The following is a 20,499-nucleotide window of genomic DNA, read 5'->3' as shown; positions in this document are numbered from 1 at the left end:
TCACCATTCGGCGAACGAGCCGTCCCTGCGCTGCCAGACCGGGTTCCGCCAGCGGTGCCCGATCTCGGCGGCGCGGGCGACGGCCTCGGCGTCGATCTCGATGCCCAGGCCGGGCCGGGTGAGCAGGCCGACGTGGCCGTCACGGTAGGCGAAAACCGTGGGGTCGACGAGATAGTCGAGCAGGTCGGAGCCGGTGTTGTAGTGGATGCCCAGGCTCTGTTCCTGAATCAGCAGATTCGGTGTCGCGAACCCGACCTGCAGGCTGGCCGCCAACGCGATCGGGCCGAGCGGGCAGTGCGGGGCGAGCGCGATATCGCGGGCCTCGGCCAGTGCGGCAATGCGTCGAACCTCGGAGATGCCCCCGGCATGGGAGAGATCCGGCTGCACCACGGCCACACCGCGTTCGAGGACCGGCAGGAAATCCCAACGCGAATAAAGCCTTTCGCCGGTGGCGATGGGAATGCTTGTCGCGCTGGTGATCTCACCGATCCGATCGCTCACCTCCGGCACCAGCGGCTCCTCCACGAACATCGGCAGGTACGGCTCGAGCAGCGGCAGTACCCGCCGGGCCATGGCGACCGACAACCGGCCGTGGAAGTCGACGGCGATATCGAACTCGTCGCCGACCGCCTCCCGCACCGCGGCCACCCGCTCGACGATGCCGAGGGTCGCGCGCGGGGTGTCGATCGCTTCCAGTTCCGCGGAGGCGTTCATCTTGATCGCGGTGAACCCCTGGGCTTTTCGTTCCAGCGCGGCATCGGCCACATCGTCGGGCCGGTCGCCGCCGATCCAGCTGTAGACACGGATGCGGTCGCGCACCGCCCCGCCCAGCAGTTGCCACACCGGCACGCCGAGCGCCTTGCCGGTGATGTCCCACAGCGCCTGATCGATGCCCGCGACCGCGCTCGACAGGATGGGCCCGCCGCGATAGAAGCCGCCCTTGGTGAGGGTCTGCCAGTGCGCCTCGATCCGCATCGGATCCTCGCCGATGAGATAGTCGGCGAGTTCGGCGACGGCGGCGGCCACGGTGTGGGCGCGGCCCTCGATGACGGGTTCGCCCCAGCCGGTGATGCCCGCGTCGGTGTCGATGCGCAGGAAACACCAACGCGGCGCGACCAGGTAGGTGGTGAGTGCGGTGATCTTCACCGGGATTCCTTTCGCACGCTCCAGCCGCCGTCCACCACCAGGTTCGCGCCGGTGATGAAGGAGGCGTCGTCGGAGGCGAGGAAGGCGATGGCGGCCGCCACCTCCTCGGGAGCGCCCAGTCGGTCCAGAACCGTTGCCCGGGCTGACAATTCGCGTCCCTCGTCGTCCACGTCGTCCCAGACCGGGGTGAGGATCGGGCCGGGCAGGACGGCGTTGACGCGGATGCGGTCCTGTCCGTACTCCACCGCGAGCTGTCGCACCAGCGCGGTCAGCCCACCCTTGGCCGCCGCGTAGACCGGATAGCCGGGCAGCCCGAACTGGGCGTGCACGCTGGAGACGGCGACCACATTGCCACGCCTGGTGCGCAGATCGTCGATGAAGGTCCGCAGGCCCAGGAACAGCGGGGTCAGGTTGACCGCCAATCCGTCGTCCCACTGCCGCCTGCTGAGCTCGTGCGCCGGGATGATCGCCTGCCGGGAAGCATTGCTGCACAGGAAATCCACCGGTCCGAACCGGTCGTTGACCCGCGCCCGCAACGCCTCCCACGACTCCTCGAGCGTGACATCGCACCACCGGTACTCGGCTCGCGCGCCCGTCGCCCGAATCTTGTCCGCGACTTCACGTCCCGAGGTCTCGTCGATATCGGCGATCACCACCGTCGCACCTTCCGCCGCCAGCCGCCACGCGGTGGCCGCCCCGATTCCCGAGGCCGCTCCGGTGACGACGGCAACCCTGTCGGTCAGCCGACTCATGCTCTTCCCCTTCGTGATCATCGCTGAATGTCGGCTCCGTCGAGCAGTCCGAGCTCGTCGCGATAGGGCAGTCCCGCCCAGTCGCCGGGCACCGAGACCGCGAACGCGCCGCACAGCGCGGCCAATCGCAAACGCTCCGCGACGGATCCACCGTCGAGCAGCCCGGCGAGGTATCCGGCTACGAAGGCGTCCCCGGCGCCGACCGGGTCCACGGCGGTCACCGGCACCGCGCCCTCGCGCCGCAGTTTCCCGTCGGACCAGGCGGCGGCGCCGTCGGATCCGAGCTTGAGCACGATCTCCGACGGTCCTTGGGCCGCAAGCGATTCGGCCATCGAAGCCAGATCCTCCGGGACCATGTCGGGGCTGGCGAACCACAGCAGCAGAGCCGCCTCGTCCAGTCCGGCGAAGAGAATATCGGCCTGCGCTACCAGCTTCGCCAATTCGGCGGCGGCCTCGGGGGGCGTCCACAGCGCGCTGCGATAGTTGACGTCCAGCGACACCGGCACCCCGGCATCGGCCGCGATCCCGACCGCCAGCTCGACCGCCGCGCGGGCCGAATCACTCAGTGCGGGAGTGATTCCCGTGATGTGCAAGACCCCTGCCGCGGTAATCCGGGCCGCGTCGATCTGGTCGACCGAGAGCTGCGCGCCTGCCAGACCGCGCCGGTAATAGGTGACCCGGGTCCGGTCGGCGGTGCGGCGCTCGCGCAGCATGAGCGCGGTGGGCCGGTCCGGATCCAGGCGACAGCCCGACACGTCCACCTGCTCGGCGCGCAGTCGATCGAAGATCATGCGCCCCACCGCGTCCGCGCCCACACTGCCGATCCAGCTGCTGGGGTGGCCGAGCCGGCTGACTCCGATCGCGACGGTCGCCTCGGCCCCCGCGAAATCCATCCGCATGCCCGCGCCGGGGGCGAGCGGACCGGGGTCGGCCGCCGCGACCACGCCGAGCGCCTCGCCGAGCGTTACCAGTCCGCCCCTCATGACAGCTGGTCCCGCAGCAGTCGAGCACGCTCGCGCAGCGCCCCGAGATCGCCACCCGCACAGGCGTCCCCGATGAGCGGCGAACCGATCCCCAGCGCCGCGGCCCCCGCATCCAGATACGCGCGAGCCTCACCCACCCCCACCCCGCCGGTCGGCACCAGCGGAATCTCCGGCAGCGGCCCCCGCACCGCCCGGATATACCCGGGCCCGCCCACATTCGCCGGAAACACCTTCACCATGCTGCTTCCCGCCGTCCACGCCCGATGAATCTCGGTGGGCGTGAAGGCACCCGAGATCACCGGCACCCCGAGCTGCCGCCCGGCCGCGATCACTTCCTCGATCACCGCCGGAGTGATCAGATACGCGGCACCCGCCGCCACGGCGAGCTCGGCATCCTTCGCGGTCAGCACCGTCCCCACCCCGATCCGGTGCGCGAACCCGGCACAGTCCCGCACCGCGTCCAACGCCCCCGCGGAGTTCAGCGTGAATTCCACAGCGGTGATGCCGGATTCGTGCAGCGCCGCGGCCACCTCCGCGAACCGATCCGCCTTCGGCGCACGCAGAATCGCGATGACCGGAACCGCGAGCCGCAACGGATCGACCGTGGGCGCATCCGAGGGCGGAGCAGCGGTCACGGTTCCCGAATCATGGCGGTCCGCCTCCCCGGAGCTCACGAGCCGAAGCGCGGAGCGAACGTCCGAACGGGCCGCGCTCGACCCTGCCGATGTCTCATCACTCATCTGTCGAAACCAGCTTTTCGTCGTCGAACGGAGTCTCGGGGCGGCCGGTCACGCCGGGAACGCAGGTGAACAGGCTGCCCGCATGGGGTTCTCCGGCGGCCTCGCGTTCGGCCGCCGTGGTGATGACCAGGACGTCGAGATCGGGACCCGCGAAGGCGCAACTCGACACCTGGGAGGGGCCGACTTCTACTGTCGCGCGGTGTGTTCCGCCCGGATCGAAGGCGCGCACCTGGCCCGCACCCCAGACGGCCACCCAGACATTGCCCGCCGCATCAACGGTCAGTCCGTCCGGCTCGCCGTCGGCGAAGTACGCGAATGGCCGTCCCGCACCGAGGGTTCCGGAGTCGAGGTCGTAGTCGTAGGCATCCACGCGGTGGGTGGGGCTGTCGGCGTAGTAGAGGGTGCATCCGTCGGGGCTCCAACCGAGTCCATTCGAGATGGTGACACCTGTGCGCAGGGTGCTGAGGGACCCGTCCGGATCGACCCGGTAGAGCGCCGAACCACCGACGCCGTCTTCCTCCGCCATCGTCCCCGCCAGCAGTCTGCCCCGCGGATCGACCTTCGCGTCATTGAGCCGACTCCGCACCCCGTCCTCGACCAGCGGCACTCGCGCAAGAAGTCCGGCGGCCCGGCTCTGGTCCGCACCCGCTGTCCCGGCGTCGGAACCCTCCGTCATCCCGGCGTGTTCTTGGCCGGGATCCACAGTTGCGGGGTGGATTCCGGCCAAAAGCGCGCCGGAATGACGGGGTGACGGGTCGATTCGGAGAATGGCGTCGCCCGCCGTCGCCAGCAGGCCACCGGAGGCGCACGGCAGCACCGCGCTGATCGGTGGATCGAGTTCGATGGTGGTGCGGAGGAACAGGTCCGGGGTACTGCCGGTCAGGGTGGCGCGGTGGATGTGGCCCGCGCGGATGTCGACCCACAGGAGTTCCTGGGTGCGCGGGTCCCAGACCGGGCCTTCGCAGAGGCGGCCGGGCGGGGGTGCACACACGTGTGCTTTCAGCGTGTCCATCAGGTGCTCCGAGCAGGGGTTAGGTCGGGAGGCCGACTGCGCGTTCGCCGCTGCGGCGTTGTTGGATCACCACGGCCGCGACCAGGAGGGAGCCCTGGGCGACGTTCTGCCAGAAGGTGTTGACGCCGACCACGTTCAGGCCGTTGTCGAGGGCGCCGAGGAGGATGACGGCGAGGAGGGTGCCGCCGACCGTGCCCTTGCCACCCTTGAGGGCGCAGCCGCCGAGGGCGGCGGCAGTGATCGCCTTGAGTTCGAGGCCCTCGCTGCCGGAGACGGGCTGGCCGGAACCGGTGCGGGCGGTGAGGATGATGCCCGCGATGGCGGCGACCGCGCCTGCCAGCATGTAGACCGCGATCAGGTACTTGTTGATGTTGATGCCGGAAAGGCGTGCGGCCGTGTCGTTTCCGCCGATGGCGTAGATATTGCGGCCGATGTCGGTGTATTTGAGCAGCACGTGCACGCCGAGCGCGACCAGCGCGAGGACGATCACCGGCACCGGCAGCCCGAGAATCTTGCCGCGGGCCAGGAAGATGAAGACGTCGTTGTCGAGGACGAATCCCTGCGCCTTGCCGCCCGAGATCAATTGGGCGAGGCCCTTGTACGCGGCCAGCGTGGCCAGCGTCGCGATCACCGGATTGACTCGGCCGTAGACGATGATGAGGCCGTTGGCCAGGCCCAGCACCAACCCGACGCCGACCGCGGCGAGCATGCCGACGAAGGCATTGCTCCCGGCCGAGGTGAAGGCCATGGCGCTGATCACCGAGGCGACCCCGGCCTGCGAGCCGACCGAGATGTCCAGCGCGCCGCAGATGATGACCACGGTCTGCACCACGGCGAGCAGCCCGAAAACCGTGACCGCGTCACCGATTCCGGCGATATTGCGGGGATCGAGGTAGCCGTCGTTGAGCCAGGCGAAGATGGCCACGACCACCACCAGCGCGCCGATCAGGCTGAGATTGCCGGTGCCGATGCCGCGGATCACCCGGCGCGGGGTGATGCCGGACAGGCCGCCCAGGTAGCGGGCGAATCCCGGCGGCGGCGTGGGAACCGCTGTGTCGGTGATCGATTCGATTCTCTGGTCGGTCATGTCTTCCTACGTTCGCTGCGCGGTCAGGTCATTGGCCATGGCGAGGGCGAGGATCGCCTCCTCGGTGGCGTCGGCACGGTCGAGTTCGCCGGTCACCCGGCCCTGCTGCATGACGACGATGCGGTCGGCCAGCCCGAGCACCTCCGGGAGTTCCGACGAGATCACCAGCACCGCCACGCCGGACTCGGCCAATTCCTCGATGACGTGGTAGATCTCGACCTTCGCGCCGACATCGACACCGCGCGTGGGCTCGTCGAGGATCAGCACCGTCGGTTTGCGGGCCAGCCAGCGCGCCAGCACCACCTTCTGCTGATTGCCGCCGGAGAGCTTGCGCACCTCCTGCTCGATGGAAGGTGTTCGCACGCGCAGGGATTCGACATATTCGAGCGCGAGCTGGCGTTCCGCGCCCCGGCGGATGAACCGCCAGCGCCGCAGCCGATCCAGCATGGCCAGCGAGATATTGTCGCGCACACCGCGATGCAGCAGCAGCGCCTGCGCCTTGCGTTCCTCCGGCGCGTAGCCCATCCCGGCCCGCACCGCATCGCGCGGTTGCCGCAACCGCACCCGGTTACCGTCGATGCGCACTTCCCCGGACCGGATCGGCAGGTCGCCCGCGAGCGCCCCGGCCAGTTCGGAGCGGCCCGCGCCGACCAGCCCGGCCAGCGCCACCACCTCACCGGCCCGCACCCGCAGGCTCACGTCCTGCACATCGTCGGTGGTGACCCGGTCCACCTCGAGCAGCACCCGCCCGAGCTCGGAATGCTTGCGCGCGAACACCGTCGACAGATCTCGCCCGACCATCATGCGGACGATCTCCTGCTCGTCGGTATCGGCGATCTCGCGCACCCCGACCAGCGCGCCGTCGCGCAATACCGCGACCCGGTCGGCCAGCTGGAAGATCTCCCGCATCCGGTGGGACACGTAGATCACCGCGAGGCCGCGATCACGCAGTCGCCCGATCAGCGCGAACAGTGATTCGGTCTCGTGATCGGAGAGCGAGGAGGTGGGTTCGTCGAAGGCGATGACCTTGGCGTCAGTGGTCAGCGCCCGCATGATCTCCACCAGCTGCCGTTGCGCGGCAGTCAGTTTCGAGCCGAGCGTCTCCGGGTCGAGGTCCCGGTCGAAGCCGAGCCGCTCCAGATCGGCGCGCATGCGCGCCCGCAGCGCCGCCCGATCCAACAGCCGCCCCGCCCGACGCGGCAGCGAGCCCAGGTACACGTTCTCGGCGACCGAGACGTGCGGCACGATCTCCGGTTCCTGCCCGATCACCCGGATGCCCGCCGCCCGCGCATCGGCGGGACTGCTCAATTCCAATGCCACACCGTCGAGTTCGAGGCTGCCGCCGTCGGGCCGGTGGTCGCCGCCGAGGATCTTGATGAGCGTGGACTTGCCCGCCCCGTTCTCCCCCATCAACGCCGTCACCACTCCGGCCGGGAAGTCCAGGCTCACCTCGCGCAGCGCCGGCACCCCGGCGAAACCCTTGGCGAGCCCGGCCACCCGCAGTCCCGTCAGCTGCACGTGACGCCCGCCTGCTGCCAGTTGCTGGCGTCCACCATCTGGGTCGGCGCGAATGCCTCGGCTGGCATGGCCTTTCCGTTCTTCAGGTAGTCGACCATGGTCTGCACGGCCAGTGCGCCGACATCCTTGCCATTGATGAACAGCGCCGCCTTGAAACCGGTGGGCTTGCCGCCCTTCCATTCCTTGCAGGCCAGGTACGCACCGAGGCCGACCCCGAGCACATTGTCGGCGGAGTAGCCAGCGTTCTGGATGGCCGAGACACCGCCGCTGACATTCTCGTCATTGCATCCCATGACGATCCAGTTCTTCACCGACCGATTGCCCGCCACCGTCGCGGAGATCTTGTTCTGCGCATCCGACGGCGTGTTGTCGGTGCCGACCTCGATCACCTTCACGTCCGCGCCCGAAGCATCCTTGAACGCCGCCTGGTTCGCCTTCACCCGGTCGGTGCAGACGGTGACGTCCTGCTTCCAGGCGTCGACGATCGCGGTCTCCTCCGGCTTCCAGCCCAGCTTCTTGAAGTCCTGGCCCGCGCGGGTGCCGACCTCGGTTCCCATTTGCGTGCCACTGAATCCGACGCGCGGCACCAGATTGTCCTTGGCGCAGGACGACGGATCCGGGCCATTGGTGCAGACCTGGTCGTCGGAGGTGAGCAGGGCTACGCCGCCCGACTTGGCCAGCTGCGCGACCTGCGGGCCGACCGAGGGATCGGGCACCACCACGATGACGCCATTGGCCTTCTGGTTCACCGCGTTCTGCACCTCGGTCACGGCCTTGTTGGCGTCATTGCCGAGGTTGACCACCTTCAGGTCGACGCCGAGCTCCTTGGCCTTGGCCTTGGCGCCGTCGGCCTCGCCGATGAAGTACTCCTGATCGCCCTGCTTCTGCGCGTAGACCAGGCTGATGGAGCCCGTATCGTGCTGCGGGCCTGCGGTATTCGAGCCGGAATCCTTGCCGGACGAGCAGGCGCTCGCGGCCAGGGTCAGGGCGGCCGCACAGACGATCGTGCTGGTCCATCGGCGTCGGTGGGTCCAGGACATGAGCACTCCTAGGTGATCTGCCACACAGTTGGCGTCGCTAGTGATGCCGGTTACAGTAGGACTTCGGATAACTATTGTAAATACTGTTGAGAGAAGTAAATTGGCGAAGTGCCCCGGTATCTTCGCGGCAACGGCGAGAAGGAGTGAGCGGGCCCGTGTACCAGCTGACCGCGCGGGATATCCGGCGCCGCAACAGGTTCTGCGTGCTGCAGGCGGTGTACGCCGCCGCCGGGCACACCAGTCGGCAGGAGATCGCGCAGGCCACCGGGCTCTCGTTCGCGACGGTCGGCAACATGATCGCCGAACTGCTCGAGGTGGGGGTGCTCGCCGAACTCGGCTACGAGGCGCCGGGCATCGGGCGGCCGCGCGCACAGCTGGCGATCAACCCGGATCGCGGGCGGCTGATCGGCGTCGACATCGCCGAAACCAGCATCCACGTGGACGTTTTCGATCTGGCCATGACGGTGCTGCGATCGAGTGAGATTCCCGTCGATCCGGCCGCCACCACCCCGGACGACATCGTCGAGCTCATCGTGCACGGCATCGGCGAGGTCCTCGCCGATGCTGCCGACAAGGTTCTCGGTATCGGCCTGAGCGTGCCCGGCCTGGTCGAGCCGGAAACCGGGACCTCGGTGTTCTCACCGTACTGGCACTGGCGCGACGTGCCGCTCAAAACCCTGCTGGAACAGCGGCTTCCGTATCCGCTCTACCTGGACAACCCGCTCAAGGCGAGCACGGCGGCACAACTGTGGTTCGGCGCGGGCCGCGATGTCGACGACCTCATCGTGGTCACCCTGCGCGCGGGCGTCGGCATCGGCGTGGTGATCGACGGCATGCTGTACCGCGGCGTCACCAACAGCGCGGGCGAATGGGGGCACACGAATCTCGTCCTCGACGGCCGCGCCTGCACCTGCGGCCGCAACGGCTGCGTCGAGGCGTATGTCAGCGCCCCCGGCATCACCGCGACGCTGCGCGAGATCGACTCCGCCAGTGTGCTTCTCGCCGAGGATGACGCGGCCACCATCGCGGCGGTGGCGGCGGCCGCGGCCCGCCACGACCCGGTGGCCCTGGCCGTCATCGACAAGACCGGCCAATATCTGGGCGTCGCCATCGCCAACCTGGTGAATCTGTTCAACCCCCGCCGCATGGTCTTCGGCGACCTGGTCGCCCGCCAACTCGGCACTCCCCTACTGGAATCCACCCGCCGCGCCGCCGCCCACCACGCCATGTCCGCCCCCTTCGCCGCCGTCACCCTCGAACTGGACACCCTCCCCCACAACCCCTCCAGCCTCGGCGCGGCAACCTTCGCCCTGGAAGGCTTCCTCGCCGACCGCGAAACCTTCACCTCGGTCGCCGCCCGCCGCTCCCGCCGCCCCGAAACCTCCACCCCCGCCTGACCCGTCCGCGACACGCACCGGACGGGCGGCCTCGGCGCGACGGGATCGCGCGCATGATGAACCCGGTCGGATGCGGCCTGCGCAACGGGGAATTTCGAAAGCGCCCGATGATTTTCGGGTGGGTGCGTCGTCGACTCCTCTGGATGAACCGAACGACAGGAGACCGGATATGACCAGGCCGTTCCGATTCGGGGTCGTGGCCCCGCTCATGACCGATGTGGCGACGTGGCGAGATCGGGTGCGGCGCATCGCCGATGGCGGCTACTCGACCCTGCTGGTGCCCGACTTTCCGTTGACCCAGCCCGCGCCCGCTCCCCTGCTGGCCACCGCGGCGGCCCTGACCGACCTGCGGGTGGGCACCTGGGTGTACGCCTCACCGTTTCGTCCGGCATGGCTGACGGCATGGGAGGCGCACTCGTTGTCGCGGCTCACCGAGGGTCGCTTCGAGATGGGTATCGGAACGGGCAGGCCCGGCATCGAGGACGAGTTGCGCGACTACGGCGTGCCCGATGTGCCGCGGCCGAGCCAGCGGCTCGAGGACATTCGGGACACCGTCGCCCGACTGCGCGCCTACGACGGCCCGGACCGGCATACCCCCGTGGCCATGGCCGTCATCGGCCCGAAGGCGCAGGCACTGGCGGCCGAGGTCGCCGACACCGTCACCTTCGTGCTGGGCGACCAGCCCCGCGCCGAAGTCGCCCGGCTGGCAAGCGAATTCCGCGCCCGCAGCGATGCCGAACTGGCGCTCGCCGTGCCCGTCATCGGCGATAAGGTCGGGGCCCACATGGCCCGCCCCGACATCGACACCGCGGCGATGCACGCCGCGGATGCCATGACCGTCCTGCCCGATGATCCCGCGGCCGCCGCCGAGGAGATCCAGCGGCGGCGCGAGGAGATGGGCTTCTCCTACTTCGTGTTCGGTGCGGACTTCGCCGAAAGGTTCGCTCCGGTCGTCGCGAAACTCGCCGGGCAGTAGCCGGACGACGACACGAGCTAGAGCATGGCGGACTTCGTTGCGGCCAAGCGCTTTTCGGCGTAGACGCGGCCCTTTTCGGCGTCTCCGGTGACGAGGGTCGCGATATCCGCGAGGGTGTGAATGCGGCCGCCACCACCCCAGGTGCCGTCGGGAATCTCGGTGGGGAACACCCAGATTCGGCCCGGATCGCGCGGACGGTCGGCGGGTTCGGCGTCGAGCACGGCGTCGGTGACGGCCCGTACGATGGCCGCACGGCGCTCGGCGTCGAACTGCCCCTGCGGGACCGAGGCGACGAAGCGGTAGCGGGGCAGATCGGCGGGTTCGCCCGCGACATAGACGGTCTCGGGGCGGTGCAGGAACACCCAGGCGATCGAGCGCGCGGCAGGGTTGGTCGGATCCGCACCCTCGTGCAGGAGCAGGAGGTCGGTGAGGGTGGCGAGCAGCTTCTTTTCGGCCGCTTCATCCAGCGCGCCGGCGGGGATGTAGGCGTCGAGCATCGGCATGGCTGTCTCCAGTTCATGGCTGAGTTTCGAAATTAAACTTAGATGTCCGACGTTACGGGGCTGAGTAGTGGAACGCAACCCAGATGAATAGGATGATGACCATGACCGCAGAAGCCGACCGTGCCGCATTCAGCGCCGAAAACTGCTCGGTCGCACGCACGCTGGCCATCGTCGGCGAGAAATGGACGCTGCTGGTCCTGCGCGAAGCCTTCTACGGCGTCCGCAGATTCTCCGAATTCCAGGCCCACCTGGGCATCGCCCGCAACCTGCTCACCGCCCGCCTGGCCACCCTCGTCGAGCACGGCATCCTCGACCGCCAGACCTACCAGGACCCCAATTCCCGTGCGCGGCAGGAGTATCGGCTCACCGCCAAGGGCCGCGATCTGTTCCCCGCCCTGATCGCCCTCATGCAGTGGGGCGACACCTATCTCGCCGACGAGGCGGGACTGGCGGTCGTGGTGGCGCACAACGACTGCGACGCACCCGTCCACGTCGAAATCAGGTGCACGCACGACCACGGACCCCTGACAGCCCGCGACACCCACCCGACCCCCGGCCCGGGCGCGCGCCCTTCCGACACCGGGATTCCCGCACGGTCCTGACGGACGATCCCCCGCCCGCACGTGATGACCGGCGATACGACGCCGCGAGATTCGATCAGGTCAGCGAACGGGTCGCCGCACGCAGATCATCGAGGGCGGCCAGCGCGAAGGGGGTCAGCGGCGCGTCCGGGTCGGACCGAACCCACTCGGCGAAGCCCTGCTTGAAGGCCAGGACACCCAATTCGGCCGCCAACTGAGCCGTCGGCGCCGCCACCCCGCGAGCCAGCAAGGCCGTGCTCATGGCGGCGGCGAGACCCACACTCTTGAGGGCATCACGTTCCTGCAGTTCGACATTGGCGGCAATGGCGGTCTCGAGCCGGGTGGCGATCTCCCGGTTCGTCGGGCCCATGGCACCGGCCGCACGCCCGAGTCCGGCGGCGACCGCCGCGAGCGGGGTCGCGTCCGCGGGCGCTTCGGCAATGCCCTCGGTGAGCAGTCGACACAGGGCCTGCTGCCCGGCGACCAGCAGTTCCCGCTTGTCCGGGAAGTGCCGGAAGAACGTGCTTTTCGTGACGCCCGCGCGCTCGGCGATCTGCGCGACCGTCGTCGCGTCGTAGCCCTGCTCGGTGAACAGATCCACCGCGGCCAAGACCAGCCGCTCCCGAGCTCCAGGTTCCCACCGTGCCATGGGGCAATAATAGGTGATGGAACCTTTGTCCCATCACTGCTACGGTGATGGGACAAGAGTCCCATCACTATCGAGGGAGCGTCATGCACGTATTCATTACCGGCGGCAGCGGATTGATCGGCTCGGCGGTGATCGCCGAACTACTGGCCAACGGCCACAGCGTGGTCGCCCTCGCCCGTTCCGAGCGGTCCGCGGCAGCCCTCGACACCGCCGGGGCCGAACCGCTGCGCGGCGACCTCACCGACCTGGCCACCCTGCGCGCCGGCGCGGCCAAGGCGGACGGCGTCATCCACCTGGCCTTCAGCAACGACTTCAGCAGCGCCGAGGCGCTGGCGGCGAGCATCGCGGACGAGAGCGCGGCCCTGGCCGCACTGGGCGAGGAACTCCTCGGCAGCGACCGACCGCTCATCATGGTCTCGGGCACGCCGTACGCGCCGGGTCGCGCGGCCACCGAGTCCGACCCGACCGCCACCGAAGGCCCGGTCGGCGGTCGTGGCCGGTCGGTCAATGCCATCCTGGCACTCGCTTCCCATGGCGTGCGCAGCGCGGCAATTCGCTTGCCGCGCACCGTGCACAACAACGGCGAGGGCGGTTTCGCGGGCGTGCTGACGCAGGCCGCGCGGCGCAGCGGCGTCGTCGCCTATCCCGGCGACGGCGCCCAACGCTGGCCCGCCGTGCACGCCCTGGACGCGGCGAACCTCTTCCGCCTGGCACTCGAAAAGGCTCCGGGCGGAACAGCCTGGCACGCGGTCGACAACGAGGGCGACGCCGTCCGCGACATCGCCACGGTCATCGGCGAGCAACTGGGCCTCCCGGTCCAATCCGTCCCCCCGGAGACCTTCGGCCCCCTCGGACAGATCTTCATCGTCGACCAGCCCGCCTCGAGCACCCATACCCGCGAGACCCTCGACTGGCAGCCCAGCCACCCGAACCTCCTCGACGACCTCCGGAACCTGCACCCGTAATCACCCGATAGACAACAAGATCAGGGAGTACTCAGCGCGGGAATTCGGACAGAATTCCGCACTGAGTACTCCCTGATCTTGAATTACTGCTCGGGTGCGTACGCGAAGGTGACTGTGCGAGTGGCGGGGTCGGCGGTGGTCAGGCGGACCTGGAGGTGGCGGCCCTCGGGAGGGGTGCCGGTGCACTTCGCGAGGACGGGTGGGTCGGCGATGAAGATCTCCGCGGGGCGGGTGCCGGTGGATTCGCGCAGGACCACGGCGTCGAAGTCAGCGCCGAGGCGCGGGGCGAGGATGGTGGCTTCGGTGAGGTCGACGCAAGCGCGTTCGACCTTGTTCGCGAGCGCGTCCGTGCGGCGCATGGTGTCGGCAACCGCGATGAGGCCCTCCGTGACCCATTGCGGGACAGAGGTTTTCGCGCAGTGCGACAGGCAGATCTCGGTGGCGTAGCGGTCGGCGAGACGCCGCAGGGGCGCTGTCACGTGGGCGTAGGGCGCGCCGATCGCGCTGTGCTGCAAGGTGTCCGGGGCCTGGCCGTTGAGCAATGTGTACGACGCGCCGCGCAGCAAGCCGGTCGCCTCGGACATGAGCACCAGGGCGGCGGGGCTGTTGCAGTCCAGGGTGGCCAGCATCCGGGCGGCGGATTCCCTCGCGGGCCAGCTCACCCCGAGCGCGGCGGCGGTGCGGCGCATGGAGTCGACTGCGGTGGGTGCGGGCGGTGGCATGGTGCGCAGCAAACCCACGTGATCGGGTTTGCCGGTGGCCTCGGAGTTATTGCTATCGAGCATGATTGCCGCCGCGCACATGCCGGTCAGCAGCGAGACCTGTTCGTTCCAGTCGTCGGCGGCGGTGCGCGGTTCGACGGCCAATTGCCAATGGTCGATGCCGGTTTGCTCGCCGTCGCGAATAACGGTCTGCGACGGCAGGCGCAGGGTGATCGCGCCGCGGCGAATTCCGGCCTCGATGCGCAGCTTGCCGAATTCCGGCAGCGCGGCGATCGAGGGATGCAGGCAACCGGCGTCGGCGTCGGCCTGCACGGTCGTGTAATCGAGGCGGGCGCGCGAGCGCACCAGGGCCCGGGTCACCGAAGCGCGCAGCGGCGCGGCATTCTCGTCGCATTCGATGGTCCACAGCGCGGCCGGGCGGTCCACGTCGGGCAGCAGACTCGCGCGATCCTCCGACAGCACGGTCGGGTGCAGCGGGACGGTCCCGTCGGGAAAGTAGAAGGTCTGGCCGCGGGCCAGGGATTCGCGTGCGAGCGGTCCGCCGGGAGCAACCAGCGCGGCCACATCGGCGATCGCGTAATAGAGGAGGAATCCCGTCGCGGTGCGTTCCAGGTACAGCGCCTGGTCCAGATCCATGGCACCGGGGGGATCGATGGTGACCAGCGGAATCTCCCGCCGATCGGCCCGGACACCCGCGAACGCGTCGGCCGCGTCGCGGGCCTCCGAGACGGCCCCGGGCGGATACTCCGAGGCCAATCCGAATTCGGTTCGAACGGCGCCGAAATCGACCGGCGCCGAGACGATCCGCTGATGCAGTTCCACTACGGAGGCTGACCCTACTGCAGGGCCAGCATCGTGCCGTTCAGCTCGTTGAACGGACCGTACACGGTGAAGACCACTCGGCCATCCGGGTACTGCGACGACAACGCCGCCGCGGAATCCAGCGCCTCCCCGAAGGAAGCGGCCGAGGGGTGCGGCAGGCCCGCGAGAACCTGCCCGAAATGGTTCTGCGCAACCCACTGGGTGTCCGCCGGGGTGAGATCGACCTGCACCCCACCCGGCAGCGGGGTCACCGCGACCGCGGAGGCGGACCCGGAACCCAGCACAACCGAAACGGAAGCGGCAGCGGCAAGAAGCGCACCGACTGCCAGTTTGCGAGCAATTCGCATTTAGACGAGACCTGCTTTCCGACGTTTGTTGAGCCCTTCGCCCGTTGCGGACCGCAACGGAACTTTCCAACGCGCAACACTTTATGACGTCGATCACGTTCGGTGCTAGTTCGGAGCAGATAACCCGCTCGACACGCCGAGCCACGCCGACACGCGCCGGATGGCGCACCGCAATTCTCATCCAACCGAGGGGTCTGTGCACACGAACGGGAGAGCGGCGTTGCTCACGCCGCCCTCCCGCCGCAGTGGTTCCTACTGGCGAACCGCCGCGTTATTCACCGCGCAGTCCACCCGGGAACTTCGCCGTGAAGTACTTGAATCCGTACGCGATCCCGAAAAAGACCACGATGGCCGCCGGCTGAATCACACCCGCCATGACTTACTTCCTCATCTTCAAACGCCGACCGCGCCCGGACCCGGTGCCCGCGCTACGCCGACTCCTTGCCCGCGCCGAGCTCCCCCGACGCGTTCGTCTTTGCTTGTGCCACCGGGTGTTCCAGTGCGGCCAGGGCTTCCTGGACACCTGGGCGGCCGAGCAGCGCCATCAACTCGGCGGGGCCGAGGGCGGCCGGGGCCGCGACGGGCGGGGCCGGTAGCTGCGGCTGAGGCTGCTCCTGTTCCTGTTCTTGCTCGACCTCGGCGAGCGGCGGCGTGGAACGTTCCAGAAAGCGGAGAAGCTCCACGGGAAACGGCAACACCAGGGTTGAATTCTTCTCCGCCGCAACCTGAACCACGGTCTCGAGGAAGCGCAGTTGCAGCGCGGCCGGGGCCTTGGCCATGTTCGCGGCCGCCTCGGCCAGCTTGGTGGAGGCCTGCAATTCGCCTTCGGCGGAGATGATGCGGGCGCGGCGTTCACGCTCGGCCTCGGCCTGGCGGGACATGGAGCGCTTCAACGCATCCGGCAGCGCCACATCCTTGATCTCCACCCGATCGATGTGCACGCCCCAGCTCAGCGCCGGATTGTCGATCATCATCTCGAGGCCCTTGTTGAGCTGCTCGCGATTGGACAGCAGATCATCCAGCTCGCTCTTGCCGATGATGGACCGCAGCGAGGTCTGCGCCACCTGCGCCACCGCGAACAGATAGTCCTGCACCTCGATGATCGCCCGCAACGGATCGACCACCCGGAAGTACACGACCGCATCCACCCGGACCGTCACATTGTCGCGAGTGATCCCCTCCTGCGCCGGCACCGGCATGGTGACCACCCGCATGGAAACCTTCTGCAGCTTGTCCACCCCCGGTATCAGCAGCCGCATCCCCGGCTCCTTCACCGCCCGCACCCGCCCCAACCGCAACAGCACGCCCCGCTCGTACTGCGCGATCACCCGAACCCCCGAGGCCAGTGCGATCCCGGCAATGACGACGATGGCAGCCAACCACCCAATCAACAGATACAGAACATCCATTGTTCGCTCCGCGAAAGTATTTCCGCGCCACCGGAAACCCGATGGTGTGCCTCCATCATGGCACCGGACGATCACCCCTGCGAAGACATAACAAACCCGCAACACGACCCGAGGCGGACGAGTCGGTCTGTAAGCCGGATCCTGTCCCCGGTGCGAGCACCGGGTGGCGACCATCCATCTGGACACACCGTTGCCGGGTGCCTCGAGCGGTCCACCCGCAGGCTCGGGCGAGCAGCCCTCAGACACCTGCGCAGTCGCACTCTCGCGAGTCCGACCTTCGACCTTGCTCCGGGCGGGGTTTACCTAGCCGCACCGATCACTCGGCGCGCTGGTGCGCTCTTACCGCACCGTTTCACCCTTACCGGCGGTGCACTTCTCGCGAAGTGCGGCCCACCGGCGGTCTCTTCTCTGTGGCACTGTCCCGCGGGTTGCCCCGGGTTGCCGTTAGCAACCGCCCTGCTCTCCGGAGTCCGGACTTTCCTCGGCGACTGGCAGCGGCACAAGCGTGCCCGTTCCCGTCGCCGCGGCCGCCCGACCGACTCGTCCGCGGCCACCAGGGTACGGTAGGCCCCTATGGAGCGTGTGGAGGTGGGGTTCCCTTCGGGTGGCGAGCAGTGCGCGGCATGGCTGTATCTCCCCGATGGACCGCCCAAACCGCGCCCGCTGGTGGTCATGGGTCACGGGCTGGGGGCGGACCGGGAAATGGGGTTGGACCGGTACGCGCGGCGCTTCGCGTCGGCGGGAATCGCGGGTCTGGCCTTCGACTATCGATATTTCGGGGCGAGCGGCGGTGAGCCGCGGCAGCGCATCGATATCGCCAAGCAGCGTGAGGACTGGCATGCGGCGATCGCGTTCGCGCGCACCATCCGCGGCATCGACGCCACCCGAATCGCACTGTGGGGCAGTTCGTTCGGCGGCGGGCACGTGCTGGCCGTCGCACCGGAGGATCACTACATCGCCGCCGTGGTGGCGCAGTGCCCGTTCACCAGCGGTCGGGCGTCGGCCATGGCGAAGGGGCCGATCAGCCTGCTGCGCACCGGCACCCTCGCGCTCACCGATCAGGTTGTGGGGCCGATCATTCGGCGTCCCATCACCGCCCGGCTGGCCGGTAAGAAGCACTCCGCGGCCCTCATGAGCGCCGCCGACGTGCCCGCCGGATTCGGGCGGCTGGCCGAGGAGAGCACGCAGTACCGGCCCAAGGTGGCCGCCCGCGTCGGGTTGTCGACCCTGTTCGACAATCCCACCCGGCACGTGAAGGACATCAAAGCGCCTGTGCTGTATGCGATCTGCGACAACGACTCGGTGGCGCCCGCCGGACCGACCTTGAAGGCCGCCGAGCGCACCAAACACGCCACCGTGAAGCGCTACCCGATCGGGCACTTCGACATCTACTTCGACGACTGGTTCGAGAAGGCCGTCTACGACCAGACCGAATTCTTGATGGCGACCCTGCGCCCCTAGCCAACTCCGTCATTCCGGCGTGCTCTTGGCCGGAATCCACACCGTACGAGTGGATCCCGGCCAAAGGCACGCCGGGATGACGAGGTGGGGTCACAGGTACGAGGTGTCGTTCGCCAGCCGGACTGAGGAGCCACCGTCCGGATAGAACTCCGCGATGGACAGCGACGCCAAATCCAGGTGCAGCCGGTACAGCAGCGACGGGCCCACGCCCAGCGCCAGCTGCAGCAGCGTCTTGATCGGCGTGACATGGCTCACCACAAGCACATTCGCGCCTGGGTGCAGCGCCACCAGATCGCGGCGGGTGGCCTCGACCCGCTCCCGCACCTGATCGAAGCTCTCGCCACCCGGCGCGGGCACCGACGGGTCACCCAGCCAGCGTGCGTGCAACTCCGGATCGGATTCGCGGGCTTCCTGGAACGACATCCCTTCCCAGGCACCGAAATCCGTCTCGATCAGCCCAGGCAGCTCCCGCACCGGCAGACCGAGCGCCCGCCCCGCCGCCTCGGCCGTCTCCTTGGCCCGCCCCAGCGGCGAACACACGATGACATCGATCCCGCCCTTGGCCGCAAGCATGTCCGCGGCTTTGGCCGCCTGCTCCCGCCCCAGCTCCGTCAACGGCGGATTCCCGCGCCCCGAATACCGCCGCTGCACAGAGAGTTCCGTCTGCCCGTGACGTAGCAACAGCAGCCGGGTCGGCCGCCCCACGGCCCCGGTCCACCCCGGCGACGGAGCGGCGCTCGAACCCGTTGCTCCGGCCGCGGCGCTGTCCACGACTCCACCGGCGACCGCGGCCGCGATTTCCCCGACGGCCGAGCGACTTTCGGCGCCGGTGCCGACCACCGCGCCGGACTCCGCCGCGGCGGTCACCGAGCGCTGCTCGGTCGCGGCGGCGCGTTCGTCGGCGAGCGCGGTGCGGACTTCCCCGACCGTGCCCGCGTCGTCCATGGCCTCGTTGGCGAGCTTGTCCGCGTGCTTGTTCTCCTTACGCGGAATCCAGGTGAAGCTGACCCGATCGAACCCCGCGACCAGCCGCCGAGCCCGATCGGCGAGCGGAATCATGCTCTCGTGCTTGACCTGCCACCGTCCGGACATCTGCTCCACCACCAGCTTGGAGTCCATCCGCACGGCCACCTCGCGCGCCCCGAGCTCCGCCGCCGCCTCCAAACCCGCGATCAGCCCTCGATATTCGGCGACATTGTTGGTGACAACCCCCAGAAACTCCCGGCGCTCGGCCAGCACCCGCGCATGATCCGCGTCGAACACCACCGCGCCATACCCGGCAGGCCCGGGATTCCCCCGCGACCCACCGTCGGCCTCCACGATCACCATGTCCACCAACGCCGTTCACCCTCCATGTCGCGCCGGAGCCGTGTCACCGGAGCCTCGATCGGTCGAGCCGATCAACCTCGCAGCGGTCGAGATCTCGCCGCAGCCGCGCACACCGGGCTCCGATTCGTGGTGCGGCCGCAGAGCCGCGACGCCGCCGCTGCCCATGGCGCTCATAGTAGGAAGCCCACGGCCCACGAACGGCACGTGTCGTATCCGCATCGGACCGCTTCCGATGCTGCCGCGCGCGGCCAGGAGCGGCGCGCGGCGGGTTGTCACAGCCCGGAGTGCTTGGTGCGCACCAGGATCGCGCTGCATTCGGGGCAGCGGACGACCACGTTCGGGGCGGTCTGGGAGATGCGGGAGATCTCGCCACGGTCGAGTTCGATGCGGCAGGCGCCACAGCGGCGGGCCTGCAGCAGGGCCGCGCCCACGCCGTACTGGGTGCGCTGCTTGTCGTAGGCGGCGAGCAGGTCGTCGGGGAAGCCCTTGGACAGCGCGATGCGGTCGGATTCGCAGCGCTGCTGGGCGACGGCCAGGTCGGCGAGCGCCTCGTCGCGGCGGCGTTCGGCGTCGACCAGGTCGGCCTCGGCCTGATCCAGGTTGGCGCCGGCGTGGGAGTGATTGTCGGCGGCGGCTTCGCGCCGCTCCATCACCTCGAGCAGGTCGTCTTCCAGCACCTTGCGGCGGCGCTCCAGACTGCCCAGCTCGTGCTGCAGTTCCGAGAGCTGCTTGGCGCCGACCGAACCGGCGGTCAGCATGCCGCGGTCGCGCTCCTCACGCTTGCGGACCGCCTCGATCTCGCCCTCGAGTTTGCGGATGTCGCGGTCCAGGTCGTCCATCTGGATCTCGACCTTCACCGCCGCGTCCTTGCGGGTGGTGCGCTCACCCTCGAGCCGCTCCACCTCCTGCTGCTCGGGCAGCACCTTGCGGCGATGCCCGATCCGCGACAGCTCGGCGTCGACGGCGGCGAGGTCGAGCAGCTTGGCCTGGATCGATGGTTCGGCATTCAACGCGGAGGTCTCCTGGACGCTATTGACGGTTCAAAGCCTCCACCGTACCC

Annotated in this window: 20 protein-coding genes and 1 other RNA gene; 5 read left to right on the top strand and 16 right to left on the bottom strand. The window is 68.9% G+C overall.

Annotated features, from left to right (window positions below; genetic code table 11):
- From dgoD to ACYVN4_RS06175, 8 genes are all read right to left on the bottom strand, one after another.
- Positions 1–1,146 (bottom strand): galactonate dehydratase, encoded by a 1,146-nt coding sequence (gene dgoD, locus ACYVN4_RS06210; protein WP_460718241.1) that lies wholly within the window; start codon positions 1,144–1,146, stop codon positions 1–3.
- Positions 1,143–1,898: an SDR family NAD(P)-dependent oxidoreductase gene (locus tag ACYVN4_RS06205; RefSeq protein ID WP_460718240.1), complete on the bottom strand. Its 756-nt coding sequence runs from the start codon at positions 1,896–1,898 to the stop codon at positions 1,143–1,145. The genes dgoD and ACYVN4_RS06205 overlap by 4 nt, the downstream gene beginning before the upstream one ends.
- Before the next feature lie 17 nt (positions 1,899–1,915).
- The gene (locus ACYVN4_RS06200) at positions 1,916–2,881 is read right to left on the bottom strand and encodes a sugar kinase (protein ID WP_460718239.1); all 966 of its coding nucleotides are present in this window, start codon (positions 2,879–2,881) and stop codon (positions 1,916–1,918) included.
- Positions 2,878–3,516: a bifunctional 4-hydroxy-2-oxoglutarate aldolase/2-dehydro-3-deoxy-phosphogluconate aldolase gene (locus tag ACYVN4_RS06195; protein ID WP_460718238.1), complete on the bottom strand. Its 639-nt coding sequence runs from the start codon at positions 3,514–3,516 to the stop codon at positions 2,878–2,880. The genes ACYVN4_RS06200 and ACYVN4_RS06195 overlap by 4 nt, the downstream gene beginning before the upstream one ends.
- A gap of 97 nt (positions 3,517–3,613) precedes the next feature.
- Complete coding sequence (locus ACYVN4_RS06190; protein WP_460718237.1) at positions 3,614–4,633, bottom strand: SMP-30/gluconolactonase/LRE family protein; 1,020 nt, start codon at positions 4,631–4,633, stop codon at positions 3,614–3,616.
- A gap of 19 nt (positions 4,634–4,652) precedes the next feature.
- Positions 4,653–5,720, bottom strand: a complete 1,068-nt coding sequence (locus ACYVN4_RS06185; protein WP_460718236.1) for an ABC transporter permease — start codon at positions 5,718–5,720, stop codon at positions 4,653–4,655.
- A 6-nt stretch (positions 5,721–5,726) separates the two neighbouring features.
- Positions 5,727–7,238, bottom strand: coding sequence for a sugar ABC transporter ATP-binding protein (locus ACYVN4_RS06180; RefSeq protein ID WP_460718235.1), 1,512 nt, complete (start codon positions 7,236–7,238; stop codon positions 5,727–5,729).
- Complete coding sequence (locus ACYVN4_RS06175) at positions 7,229–8,278, bottom strand: substrate-binding domain-containing protein (RefSeq protein WP_460718234.1); 1,050 nt, start codon at positions 8,276–8,278, stop codon at positions 7,229–7,231. The genes ACYVN4_RS06180 and ACYVN4_RS06175 overlap by 10 nt, the downstream gene beginning before the upstream one ends.
- A 155-nt stretch (positions 8,279–8,433) precedes the next feature.
- Here ACYVN4_RS06175 and ACYVN4_RS06170 point away from each other — a divergent pair, with 155 nt between their 5' ends.
- Both ACYVN4_RS06170 and ACYVN4_RS06165 read left to right on the top strand, forming a co-directional pair.
- On the top strand, positions 8,434–9,675 hold the full coding sequence (locus ACYVN4_RS06170) for an ROK family protein (protein WP_460718233.1): 1,242 nt from the start codon (positions 8,434–8,436) through the stop codon (positions 9,673–9,675).
- A gap of 169 nt (positions 9,676–9,844) precedes the next feature.
- On the top strand, positions 9,845–10,651 hold the full coding sequence (locus ACYVN4_RS06165; RefSeq protein ID WP_460718232.1) for an LLM class flavin-dependent oxidoreductase: 807 nt from the start codon (positions 9,845–9,847) through the stop codon (positions 10,649–10,651).
- A 17-nt stretch (positions 10,652–10,668) separates the two neighbouring features.
- Here the strand turns inward: ACYVN4_RS06165 and ACYVN4_RS06160 are convergent, their stop codons facing one another.
- A complete protein-coding gene (locus tag ACYVN4_RS06160) occupies positions 10,669–11,154 on the bottom strand; it encodes a tautomerase family protein (RefSeq protein WP_460718231.1) in 486 nt (161 codons plus the stop codon).
- 101 nt (positions 11,155–11,255) lie between these two features.
- On the opposite strand from ACYVN4_RS06160, the gene ACYVN4_RS06155 reads away from it, so the two are divergent.
- Positions 11,256–11,756, top strand: coding sequence for a winged helix-turn-helix transcriptional regulator (locus tag ACYVN4_RS06155; protein ID WP_460718230.1), 501 nt, complete (start codon positions 11,256–11,258; stop codon positions 11,754–11,756).
- A gap of 55 nt (positions 11,757–11,811) precedes the next feature.
- Here the strand turns inward: ACYVN4_RS06155 and ACYVN4_RS06150 are convergent, their stop codons facing one another.
- The gene (locus tag ACYVN4_RS06150) at positions 11,812–12,384 is read right to left on the bottom strand and encodes a TetR/AcrR family transcriptional regulator (RefSeq protein WP_460718229.1); all 573 of its coding nucleotides are present in this window, start codon (positions 12,382–12,384) and stop codon (positions 11,812–11,814) included.
- 83 nt (positions 12,385–12,467) lie between these two features.
- Here ACYVN4_RS06150 and ACYVN4_RS06145 point away from each other — a divergent pair, with 83 nt between their 5' ends.
- Positions 12,468–13,349 carry an SDR family oxidoreductase gene (locus ACYVN4_RS06145; protein ID WP_460718228.1) on the top strand — a complete coding sequence of 294 codons (882 nt, stop codon included), beginning with the start codon at positions 12,468–12,470 and terminating at the stop codon, positions 13,347–13,349.
- A gap of 83 nt (positions 13,350–13,432) precedes the next feature.
- On the opposite strand, the gene ACYVN4_RS06140 is transcribed toward ACYVN4_RS06145, so the two are convergent.
- The 4 genes from ACYVN4_RS06140 to rnpB form a co-directional block, all read right to left on the bottom strand.
- Positions 13,433–14,893 carry an RNB domain-containing ribonuclease gene (locus tag ACYVN4_RS06140; protein ID WP_460718227.1) on the bottom strand — a complete coding sequence of 487 codons (1,461 nt, stop codon included), beginning with the start codon at positions 14,891–14,893 and terminating at the stop codon, positions 13,433–13,435.
- A gap of 14 nt (positions 14,894–14,907) precedes the next feature.
- Positions 14,908–15,240: a hypothetical protein gene (locus ACYVN4_RS06135; RefSeq protein ID WP_379366759.1), complete on the bottom strand. Its 333-nt coding sequence runs from the start codon at positions 15,238–15,240 to the stop codon at positions 14,908–14,910.
- Positions 15,241–15,668: 428 nt separating this feature from the next.
- Positions 15,669–16,649: an SPFH domain-containing protein gene (locus tag ACYVN4_RS06130; protein WP_460718226.1), complete on the bottom strand. Its 981-nt coding sequence runs from the start codon at positions 16,647–16,649 to the stop codon at positions 15,669–15,671.
- Positions 16,650–16,763: 114 nt separating this feature from the next.
- Positions 16,764–17,192, bottom strand: an RNA gene (gene rnpB, locus ACYVN4_RS06125) — RNase P RNA component class A.
- 30 nt (positions 17,193–17,222) lie between these two features.
- Between rnpB and ACYVN4_RS06120 the strand changes: the two genes are divergently transcribed.
- Positions 17,223–18,110: an alpha/beta hydrolase gene (locus ACYVN4_RS06120; RefSeq protein WP_379366763.1), complete on the top strand. Its 888-nt coding sequence runs from the start codon at positions 17,223–17,225 to the stop codon at positions 18,108–18,110.
- 90 nt (positions 18,111–18,200) lie between these two features.
- Here ACYVN4_RS06120 and ACYVN4_RS06115 read toward each other — a convergent pair whose 3' ends face one another.
- Positions 18,201–19,439: a bifunctional RNase H/acid phosphatase gene (locus ACYVN4_RS06115; RefSeq protein ID WP_460718376.1), complete on the bottom strand. Its 1,239-nt coding sequence runs from the start codon at positions 19,437–19,439 to the stop codon at positions 18,201–18,203.
- 272 nt (positions 19,440–19,711) lie between these two features.
- Complete coding sequence (locus tag ACYVN4_RS06110; protein ID WP_460718225.1) at positions 19,712–20,449, bottom strand: zinc ribbon domain-containing protein; 738 nt, start codon at positions 20,447–20,449, stop codon at positions 19,712–19,714.
- Between the last annotated feature and the right edge of the window lie 50 nt (positions 20,450–20,499).

The sequence above is a fragment of the Nocardia heshunensis genome (genome assembly GCF_054782115.1).
Note: the sequence above shows the minus strand (reverse complement) of the source record. Positions and strands in the feature narration are given on the sequence as shown.